Annotated in this window: 8 protein-coding genes and 1 pseudogene; 2 read left to right on the top strand and 7 right to left on the bottom strand. The window is 69.3% G+C overall.

Annotation, left to right across the window (positions count from 1 at the left end; genetic code table 11):
* The first annotated feature begins 69 nt into the window (after positions 1-69).
* Entirely contained in the window at positions 70-495 is a 426-nt protein-coding gene (locus JGS39_RS35760; protein WP_219573929.1) for an acyl-CoA thioesterase, read from the top strand.
* A gap of 18 nt (positions 496-513) precedes the next feature.
* Positions 514-1,764 (top strand): AMP-binding protein, encoded by a 1,251-nt coding sequence (locus tag JGS39_RS35755; protein WP_219573928.1) that lies wholly within the window; start codon positions 514-516, stop codon positions 1,762-1,764.
* A gap of 1 nt (position 1,765) precedes the next feature.
* Here JGS39_RS35755 and JGS39_RS35750 read toward each other — a convergent pair whose 3' ends face one another.
* The 7 genes and pseudogenes from JGS39_RS35750 to JGS39_RS35720 all read right to left on the bottom strand — a co-directional run bounded on the left by JGS39_RS35750 (position 1,766) and on the right by JGS39_RS35720 (position 9,078).
* Positions 1,766-2,209: a MarR family winged helix-turn-helix transcriptional regulator gene (locus JGS39_RS35750; RefSeq protein ID WP_219573927.1), complete on the bottom strand. Its 444-nt coding sequence runs from the start codon at positions 2,207-2,209 to the stop codon at positions 1,766-1,768.
* A gap of 130 nt (positions 2,210-2,339) precedes the next feature.
* A pseudogene (locus JGS39_RS35745) lies at positions 2,340-3,376 on the bottom strand (aldo/keto reductase).
* Between the two features lie 158 nt (positions 3,377-3,534).
* Positions 3,535-4,593 (bottom strand): hypothetical protein, encoded by a 1,059-nt coding sequence (locus tag JGS39_RS35740; RefSeq protein ID WP_219573926.1) that lies wholly within the window; start codon positions 4,591-4,593, stop codon positions 3,535-3,537.
* 365 nt (positions 4,594-4,958) lie between these two features.
* Complete coding sequence (locus tag JGS39_RS35735) at positions 4,959-5,996, bottom strand: 3-oxoacyl-ACP synthase III family protein (RefSeq protein WP_306070464.1); 1,038 nt, start codon at positions 5,994-5,996, stop codon at positions 4,959-4,961.
* Between the two features lie 84 nt (positions 5,997-6,080).
* Entirely contained in the window at positions 6,081-6,803 is a 723-nt protein-coding gene (locus JGS39_RS35730; protein WP_219573924.1) for an HAD family hydrolase, read from the bottom strand.
* Positions 6,800-7,858, bottom strand: coding sequence for a ScbA/BarX family gamma-butyrolactone biosynthesis protein (locus JGS39_RS35725; protein ID WP_219573923.1), 1,059 nt, complete (start codon positions 7,856-7,858; stop codon positions 6,800-6,802). Before JGS39_RS35725 ends, JGS39_RS35730 begins: the two co-directional genes overlap by 4 nt.
* Before the next feature lie 152 nt (positions 7,859-8,010).
* Complete coding sequence (locus tag JGS39_RS35720) at positions 8,011-9,078, bottom strand: aldo/keto reductase (RefSeq protein ID WP_219573922.1); 1,068 nt, start codon at positions 9,076-9,078, stop codon at positions 8,011-8,013.
* Positions 9,079-9,147: the final 69 nt, after the last annotated feature.

Below are 9,147 nucleotides of genomic sequence, written 5' to 3'. Positions count from 1 at the left end.
CACCGGCGATCTCGCCGGTGCGGTGGTCGTCCTCCTCGCCGGACCCGCACGTACTGGAGGCCGGACCCCATGACCGCCGTCACACCGCAGGAGTTCGAGCACACCTGCGAAGTCGCCCTGCGCCCGAACGACTTCGACTGGGCCGGGCACCTGAACAACAGCGTGCACGTCCAGCTTTTGGAGTCGGGCCGCTGGCAGTGGGGGCTCGCCCTGGGAGCCGACCTGCGGGACAGCTCCCTGGTGGCCGTCGTGCTCCAGCTCCGGCTGGACTATCTGAAGGCGGTCGACTGGGACCCGGTGGGCCGCCTCGTCGTCCGTACGTCCCTGGCGGGCCAGTCCTCGTACAGCTTCACGCTCAGCCAGGACATCGAACGGACCGACGGCACCGTGGTCGCCCGGGGCCAGGTCCGGCTGGGGCTCGTCGACCGGGACACCAAGAAGATCCACCGGGCGGACCTTCAGGCGCTGTTGAACACGCCCGGGAGGGTGGCATGACCACGAACACACTGCCGCGTGCCGGGCGCGATCACCGCCCAGTACTTCGCGAGGGTGACGCACCAGCAGCACGTGCGCCACGCCTTCCGCATCGCCGGGCACGGCCTGAACGAACTCCAGCTGGTTCTCCGCCCCGGCGCCACACCCGAACCCGCCCCCGGGGACCGTGACGGCCTCGCGTTCATCCAGTACACGAGCGGCTCCACCGGTATGCCCCGCCCCATCCCGCTCAGCCACCGGGCCGTGCTCGGCAACATCCAGGCCATCCGCATCGTCGCGGGCATGAAGCCGGGCCACGCCGGCCTGATCGCCCTGCCGCTCCACCACGACATGGGCCTGATCGGTGTACTGACCTCCCTGGTCCAGGGCATCGACCTGGTGGTCGAGGACCCGGGCACCTTCCTGCGCAGACCCATGGCGGCTCTGCGGCTCATGCGCGACGCGGAAAGCGTGCACAGCGCCCTGCCCGACTTCATGCTGCGCTACCTGGCGGCCCGGATCGACGAGGCGGCCGCGGCGCAGGAAGCCGTCGACCCGCAGCTGCTCAGCGTCTGGCGCACGGTGTTCTGCGGGGCCGAACCCATCCGTCCGCGGTCCGTGCGCACCTTCCTGGACGCCGCCGGCCCCTGGGGATTCGACTCCACGGCCCTGGTGTTCTGCTACGGACTCGCCGAGGCGGCACTGATGGCCACCTCACACCGCTACGTGGACGCCGCCACCAGCTTCCGGACGGACGGCCCCACCACATCCGCCTGCCTCGGCCGCACCATGCCCGGTCTCGACCTGCGCATCGTGGACGAGTCGGGCCTCGGCTGCGCGGACGCGGAGGTCGGCTCGGTGCAACTGCGCGGCGCCACCCTGTTCGACGGCTACGACGGAACGACCGACCACCGCACCACCTGGTTCGACACGGGCGACCTGGGTTGCCTGCGCTCGGGCCGCCTCCACCTGAGCGGCCGCAGGGGCGACCGCATCTCGGTCAGCGGCGTGAACGTCTTCGCCACGGACATCGAACAGGTCGCGGCGACGGTCCCCGGCGTCGCCGAATGCGTGGTCCTGCCGTCCGGCGAATCGTTCGCCGTCGTCGTCGTACCGGAACGGTCCCAGCACATCGACACGGCCCAGGTGGCCACCCGCATCGCCGCCGACTTCGGTATGGCCCCGGAGCGCGTGATGGAGGTGACGCACAGCGCGGTCGCCCGGACGGCGAGCGGCAAGCCCGCCCGTACCCATATGGCCGCGCAGCTGGAACAGGGCACGCTGGGGTGACCTACTTCGCCGCAGGCCGTGCGGCCGTCCAGTCCCCCAGCGCCTGCGAACAGCGATCGAGCTGAGCGAGGAATCCGTCGGCCTCGTCCTCCCCGAGCCGGCTCGACAGGAGGTCCTCGATCTCCCGGACGACCTCGTCGGCACGCCGCACCAGCGCGTGGCCCGTCCGGGTCAGCCGCGCTTCGAGGATGTGCTGATGGATCGGGTGGGGCCGGCGCTCGACAAGGCCCCGGCCCTCCAGATTCGACAGTACGGACGACATCGTCTGCGGGGTCACCATGCCGCGCCGCGCCAGTGCCGCGCCGGACAGCCCGGGCTCCAGTTGCAGAGCGCGCAGCACGGTGTACTGCGGGACGTTGACTTTGAGGGGTCTCAGGGCGGCGTGCTTGGTGGACGTGAGCTCCTGCTCCACCCGCTTGATGTGATCCCCGATTCGTCTTTCCATAGCTGATGACACCATGCCTCGGAGGGTACCTGCACACCTCTTAGTAGTGTAAGGCTGCTGCGATTCGTTCTGGATCGAAGAGCCGTCGCGCCCGGGCCGGGCAGGCAGCGGTCCGGCCGCTCGGGCCCCGTCAGGGCCGGCGCCGCCGCAGAGACGCGTCGGCAAGGGACGGCGGCGTGTAGTGTAGTCGGCGTCGGACGGGTTCAGGTCCGTTCCCGGCGGGACCAGTTCGTCGATGCGGTCCAGCACCGCTTCGTCGAGTTCGACCGTGTCGGCCGCGAGCAGGTCCGCGAGCTGTTCCCGGGTGCGCGGGCCGATGATGACGCTGTCCACAGCGGGGTGGTTGAGTACGAATGCCAGTGCCAGCCGGGTGAGGGGAATGCCCGCCTCCGCCGCCAGCTCGATCAGCCCCTCGATCACCTGGTGCTTGCGGACGTTTCCGGGCAGGGTCAGGTCGAACTTGTGAGGGATGAGATTGCTGCGGAAGTCATTGAGTTCCAGCGGAGCGTCGCCGCGGTACCTGCCCGTGAGCCACCCACTGGCCAGCGGGCTCCAGGTGAGCACTCCCACCCCGTGGCGCTGAGCGGTAGGCAGTACGGCACGCTCCACGCCCCGCATGAAGATCGAATACGGCGGCTGCTCGGTATGGAAGGGCGTGTGACCACGGCGATCGGCCACCCAGCGGGACTCGACCAGCTGCTCCGCCGGGAAGTCCGAACTCCCGATCGCCATCACCTTGCCCTCGCGCACCAGGTCGGTCAGGACCGAGAGCGTTTCGTCGAGATCGGTGTCGGGATCGGGGCGATGGATCTGGTACAGGTCGATGCGATCCGTACCCAGACGGCGCAGACTCTCCTCCACGGCGCGACGGATCCACATGCGCGAGTTCCCGCGCCTGTTGGGGCCGTCCCCCATGGGGAAGTGGACCTTGGTCGCCACGACGACCTCGTCCCGCCGCTCACGCAGCGCCTTTCCCACGATGCGTTCGGATTCGCCGTCCGAGTACATGTCGGCCGTGTCGATGAGGTTGACGCCGGCATCCAGGGCGTCGTGGATCAGGCGCTCCGCTTCCGCGTGATCACGCTGCCCCCACGACCCCAGCATCATCGTGCCCAGGGCCATGCGGCTCACCTTGATTCCGGTACGCCCAAGGGTGGTTGTGCGCACAACTCCTCCGTTCGTCGACACCTGCGACGGGCGCACCAAACAGTACGACACCGCGCATCACTAAGAGATCTTATATATATTCACTGCCTGCCGGCCCGGCGGGCGGCGGCCGGGGTCACCCGGCAGCGGCAGCCCCGACCGCGCGATGCCCGTCCCGGCTACGGCAGGAGGCGGCGCAGCGTGAAGGTGTCCGCCGGCGCGCCACCGCTGAACAGGGTGCCGACACCCCCACTGATCACGTATGTGCCGTACGGAGTGCCGACGGAGGTCGTCGGCTCCGAAGAGGCCCACGGCGCGACGGTCCGGACAGTCGTGGCACCGCACCAGTCGCTGGTGGAGTGCAGGACGGTGACGGCCTCCCTGCCCTTGGGGGTCGCCATCGTGTTGGTGACGACGGCGAGGTCCCCGTCGCCGTGGATGCTCAGGCCGTCGCCGCCCAGGAGAGGCCGTTCCAACCGGACGGACCGCACGTGTCCGTCGCGCGGGGACACACGGTAGAGGCTGCCGGTGCTGTCATTGACCGTGAGGAGGTAACCGGAGGGATGCCAGACCACGCCGTTCAGTCCCGGCCGGTCGTCCTCGCCCGCGAAGCCCGCGTCCCGCGCGAGGACGGATGTCCTCCCGTCGGGCGTCACCTTGTAGATCTCGGGGGCGAAGACGTCGGCCACGTAGGCCGTGCCATCGGGCGCCACCGCGAAGTCGTTGACGAAGTAGTTGCTCCTGCCCGGATTCAGATGCGTGAGATCGACAAGACGGATCGGCTCACCGGTTCGCAGATCGAAGACTCCGATCCCTGAGATCCGGTTGGTCGTCCCGGGGGCCGAGCTCTCGGCCGCGCCGGGGTCGGCGTAGGCGACCAGGACCCGCTGGTGCGCCGCGTCGACGTGAACGCCGTAGGTCGACACAAGGCGGGGATCGGTGACCAGTGGGCGGGTGGTGCCCTGCGGAGTGACGATCGAGACCGTGCCCTTGCGCGCTGAACTGACGAGAAACGTGTTGCGCGTGGGATCCCAGGTGACGCCTTCCGGTACCAGGTCCGGTGACTCGATGTCGAGCACGTCGCCGGTTCCGGACCGAACCGCCGATGACGAGTGGAGCGACACCGCATCCGCTGCCGGGACGGCGGACGCCTCCGGGGCCAGGACGGCCGCCCCGAGCAGGGCCGCGGCCAGCGCGGCCATCACGCCCTTGTGGACGCTCTTTCGCCTGGTCAGCATTTTCACGTTGCCCTTTCATGGGAGAGGTGGGTCTGCGTGTCCGCTGTCGGTCTTTCGGCCACGGACATGGGGAGGGTCGCCACGTGCCTCGTACGGGAGGGGCCGTTGCGGGCGTGCGGCGGAGTACCGCACGCCCGCAACGGCTCACAGCTCCTCTCCGGCACCTCCGGCCGGTTTCGCGTGGAGCGGTCCGGACTCCGTCGAACCGCCGAAACCGCTCCCCAGGAGCCTGCTGCCCAAGGAGTGCTCGGCGGCCCGCCGCAGACCGTCTCGCCCAAGGCGCTCGGTGTGCCGGAGAACGGGTCGGCGGACCTCCATGTGAACCGGCGCGGAATCGGGAGCCGTCGTGAGGGGCAGCAACATGGTCAGGCGACCGTGGCCGTGACGTGCTGAGCGGCGGCACGGGCGTACGCGGTCGGCGCCCACTGCGTCAGGATCGCCCCCACGGTCATCCCGCCGCCGAAGCCGGCCATCAGGACGGTCTCGCCGTCGGCGAACTCCCCCTTGCGATGGGCGACATCCAGCGTGATGGGCACGGAGGCCGACCCGGTGTTGCCGTACTTCTCCAGAGCGAGGTGCATCGTGGCTCCGGGAAGCTCCAACTGGGGCCACACCTCGCCCAGCATCACGCCGTTGGCCTGATGGGGGACGAAATGCCGCACCTGGTCACGGCCGACTCCCGCCCGGTCCAGGAGCTCGTGCAGCGCGCCGGGGAGATTGTCCTGCACGAAGGAACGCACCCCGCGCCCGTCCATGCGGAAGAAATGCGAACCTTCCCGCAGGGTGCGGTCGCTCGCGGGCATGCGGCTGCCGCCCGCGGGAACGCTGATCAGCCGGTACTGATCACCACGGGTCAACAGGCTGGTCTCCTGGATCCCCCGTGCCTGGGGCACAGTGCCGAGCAGCACGGCGCCCGCTCCGTCGCCGAAGAGGATGGCCGTCTTGCGGTCGGAGTAGTCAAGTATGCGTGAGTAGATGTCCGCGCCGATGACCAGCGCGTACCGCCCCTCGCCCGCCCCGCGCAGAAGCCGTTCGGCGACGGCGGTCGCGTACACGAACCCGCTGCACACCGCGTTGATGTCGAAGGCCGCCGCGTTCACCGCGCCGAGGAGGTGTTGCACGATGCTCGCCGTGGCGGGCTGCGGATGGTCGGGGGTCGAGGTCGCAAGCACGATGAAGGCCACGTCCTCCGGGGCGACATCGGCCTGCTCCAGTGCCGCGCGGGCCGCTCTGGCTGCCAGATCCGAGGTGGCGTCACGGTCGTCGGCCCGTCGCCTCTCCCGGATGCCGGTCTTGCGTACGATCCATTCGTCGGTCACCCCCGCTCCACGTGCGACCTCCTCGTTGCTGACCACGGTGTCCGGTACGTAGGCACCGGTGGCCACTATCCCCACTTGAGGCACGACTACTCCCCTCGGTCTGGGCGGGGAACCGGATGCCCCCCGCCTTCGCTGCCGGTCCGCGTTCGCGACGCGGCCCCGCATCTGTCATCGCCTTGCCGCGCCGGTGGTCAGCCGGCTCCATCCGGCGCGCCGTGCGTGGGCCAGGAGCTCGGGGTGGTCACCGACGACGACGGGCCGGCCGACCTGCTGGAGCATCTCGAGGTCGCTGCTGTGGTCGCCGTAGGCCGAGCTGCGGGCAAGGTCGAATCCGCCCAGCAGCCCGCTGAGCCGGACCGCGCGCCCCTTCGCCGGGCCGATCATCGGCGCGAGCACCTCGCCGGTGAGTTCGCCACGGCGGATCACCGGGCGGGTGGCCAGCACCCGGCCGGCCCCGGCATCCGAGGCGATCGGATCGAGACATGCGAAGAACGAGCCGGACACCAGGACGAGTTCGTGACCGAGCCGGCGATGTCCGGCGAGGGCGTCCGCGACCTCGGGCACGTACAGGCCGTCGGGCGACTCGTCCCGCTCCGCGATGAACCACGCGTGTCCGGCCTCGGACAGACGCCGGGCGTCCTCGCCCCCCAGGAGCCGGTAGTAGCCCCGGTTGATCTCGCTGCGGGAGGCCCCGCGCTGTGCCGAACTCCGCAGTCCGGCGATGAGACGCCGGTACGTGGCGGCGGGCTCGCCGCGCCGCTCCAGGTAGAACTCCAGAAAGCGGAACATGCTCTTGACGCGGATCAGGGTCTCGTCCACGTCCGAGAACACGCCCACGCGTGACGTCGTCGGGAGCGCGGTCCGCGCTCCCTCGAAGGCGGTGGAGGTCATGCCGGCATCCGGGCGAGGACGAGATCGAGGGAGCACAGCACCTCGCCCTTCTGTGTCGCCTCGACGTGCACGGGGAGCGTCGCGTCCACACCCCCTCGCGAGTCCAGGATGCCGCCCAGCGTGTAGTCGGTGATCTCCTCGGCGCCCGTCATGGCGAGCCGCGGCACGGTGGCGCTCAGTACGGTGTCGTCCTCCAGCTCGCCGAAACGTGTGAAGCGCACGTCCAGTTCGGTGATCAGGGTCTTGGACGGGGCGAGCCCACGGATGTTGAGCGCCGCGAACACCGCGAGCTGTCGGGCGCCTTCGGCGATGACCATGCCCGGCAGGTGATCCTGCGGGTGATCGAAGAGGCTGGCGTGCCGGGCGGGTATGCGCAGGAGTGCCTGGGCGCTTTCGCCGATCACGACTCCGTCCAGCAGGACCACGTTGTCCGGGTTGGCCCGGCCCACGAGGTGCGGAGTGAGCGGCGCCCCGGGCGTGGCCGCGGGATAGCTGGCGGATGACGGCAGGGCCATGCCGTCACGGTTGTTGAGGCGCAGTGTGAGGTAGCCGTTCGGGTTCTTGAAGCGGAGCCCGATGGCGGCGGAGCCGATCAGCGAACTGTCGACGTACAGGTCGATCTCGTAGTCGAGCCCTGTGACCCGGTTCTCCCGCTCCTTGCGGCTTGCGATACGTATTCGCATGGAGAGGCGGAACGGTGACGTGCCCACATAGGTCAGACGCGGATGATCCAGCCGCAGCCTCAGGTGCGTGAGGATGAACTTGTCGTCGGCGGGTACCGAGAAGAAGCGGTGGGCACCTGCGAGCGCGGCCTGTCGGCACGCTTCCAGGATCAGTAACGGATCATGGCAGCTGGGCTGCAGCAGGTGGTCCCCGTAGTAGGCGTGGGACCGGGGAAGTTGAGCCCCGGCGGCATAACTGCTGCCGTCGATGGCTTGCAGATCCGTCAGGAACACCTCGCCCAGGGCGTCCCGATGGACAAGCAGTCGGTCGACGGTTCGGGTGTAGTCCAACGCCGGCAGCGCCGGGGATGCGACTTGGGGTGCTGTGGTCATGGGTGGCCTGGCTTCCTGTCTGCGGTCGTGAGTTCCTTGCTCTGAGAATGCGGAGGTCGTCCGGTCACGGCGTACGACGGCTGGAGGGGCGACACGGTCGGCCACCCCTCCACCGCAGTTCACCGCCCGTGTGTTTCACCGGACAGGGGCGATCAGGCCGGATAGACGTCGCCGGGCAGCTTGCGGTCGGACCCCTCGCGGCCGATGTGCCAGTACGGGTAGGGGGCGGTGGTCTCGCTGACCTTGTCGAGACGGGTGAGCTCGTCCTCGGTCAGGGTCCACTCCATGGCCTGGAGGTTGTCGGCGAGCTGGTGCGGCTTGGTGGCACCGACCACGGCGGAGGTGATGCCCGGCTTGGCGAGCACCCAGTTCAGCGCCACCTGCGCGACGGTCGCGTCGTGGTCGGCGGCGATCCTCGCCATCTCGTCGACGATGTCGTACGCCTGCTCCTCGTCCGTCAGCGGCGTCGTCTCGGACGGGGTGCGCTGCGAGAGGCGGCTGCCCTCGGGCCGGCCCTCTCCTCGCCGGTACTTGCCCGTCAGGAAACCGCCGGCCAGCGGCGACCAGGCGGTGATGCCGACGTTCTGGTCGACGGCCAGCGGGACGATCTCCCGTTCCAGGTCGCGGGCACCGATGTTGTAGTAGCCCTGGTAGCAGACGAAGCGGCTGAGATTGCGGCGGTCGGATACCGAGAGGGCCTTCATCAGCTGCCAGCCCGCGAAGTTGGAGACCCCGATGTAGCGGATCTTGCCGGCGCGGATGAGGTCGTCCAGGGCGCGCAGCGTCTCGTCGAGCGAGGTGCGCGGGTCGAATCCGTGTATGTGGTACACGTCGATGTAGTCGGTGTTCAGCCGCCGCAGGCTGTTCTCCACCGCCGCGTACAGGTGGTGGCGGGTGGCGCCGAGGTCGTTGGGGTCGTCGGTGATGCGCCACCGGCCCTTGGTGCCGATGATGACGCGGTCGCGGACCTTGCCGAGGGTGCGGCCGAAGAACTCCTCGCCCTTGCCGTTCTTGTAGACGTCGGCGGTGTCGAAGAAGTTGATGCCGGCGTCGATGGCCTGGTCCATCATCCGCGCGACGTTGGTGTCCTCGACCGTGCCGAACTCCGACCAGTTGCGATCGGAAGCGCCCAGGAAGGTCGCCCCACCGCCGAAGGTCATGGCGCCGAAGCACAGTTCGGAGACGGACAGACCGGTGTCTCCCAGATAGCGGTAACGCATCTTCGCCTGCTTTCCGTTGGTGTACGCGTTCGTTGTCCGTGGCTATGGGGGGCGGGGGCGCGGACGGCG

The sequence above is a fragment of the Streptomyces poriferorum genome, from assembly GCF_019399235.1.
Taxonomy (GTDB): Bacteria; Actinomycetota; Actinomycetes; order Streptomycetales; family Streptomycetaceae; genus Streptomyces; species Streptomyces poriferorum.
The sequence above is the reverse complement of the archived record's forward strand: the minus strand, read 5'-3'. Positions and strand labels throughout refer to the sequence as shown.

Coding starts and splice junctions, on each gene's coding strand:
- JGS39_RS35725 (WP_219573923.1), bottom strand. CDS start 7,858: ATGACCACAGCACCCCAAGTCGCATCCCCGGCGCTGCCGGCGTTGGAC.
- JGS39_RS35760 (WP_219573929.1), top strand. CDS start 70: ATGACCGCCGTCACACCGCAGGAGTTCGAGCACACCTGCGAAGTCGCC.
- JGS39_RS35730 (WP_219573924.1), bottom strand. CDS start 6,803: ATGACCTCCACCGCCTTCGAGGGAGCGCGGACCGCGCTCCCGACGACG.
- JGS39_RS35740 (WP_219573926.1), bottom strand. CDS start 4,593: ATGCTGACCAGGCGAAAGAGCGTCCACAAGGGCGTGATGGCCGCGCTG.
- JGS39_RS35720 (WP_219573922.1), bottom strand. CDS start 9,078: ATGCGTTACCGCTATCTGGGAGACACCGGTCTGTCCGTCTCCGAACTG.
- JGS39_RS35750 (WP_219573927.1), bottom strand. CDS start 2,209: ATGGAAAGACGAATCGGGGATCACATCAAGCGGGTGGAGCAGGAGCTC.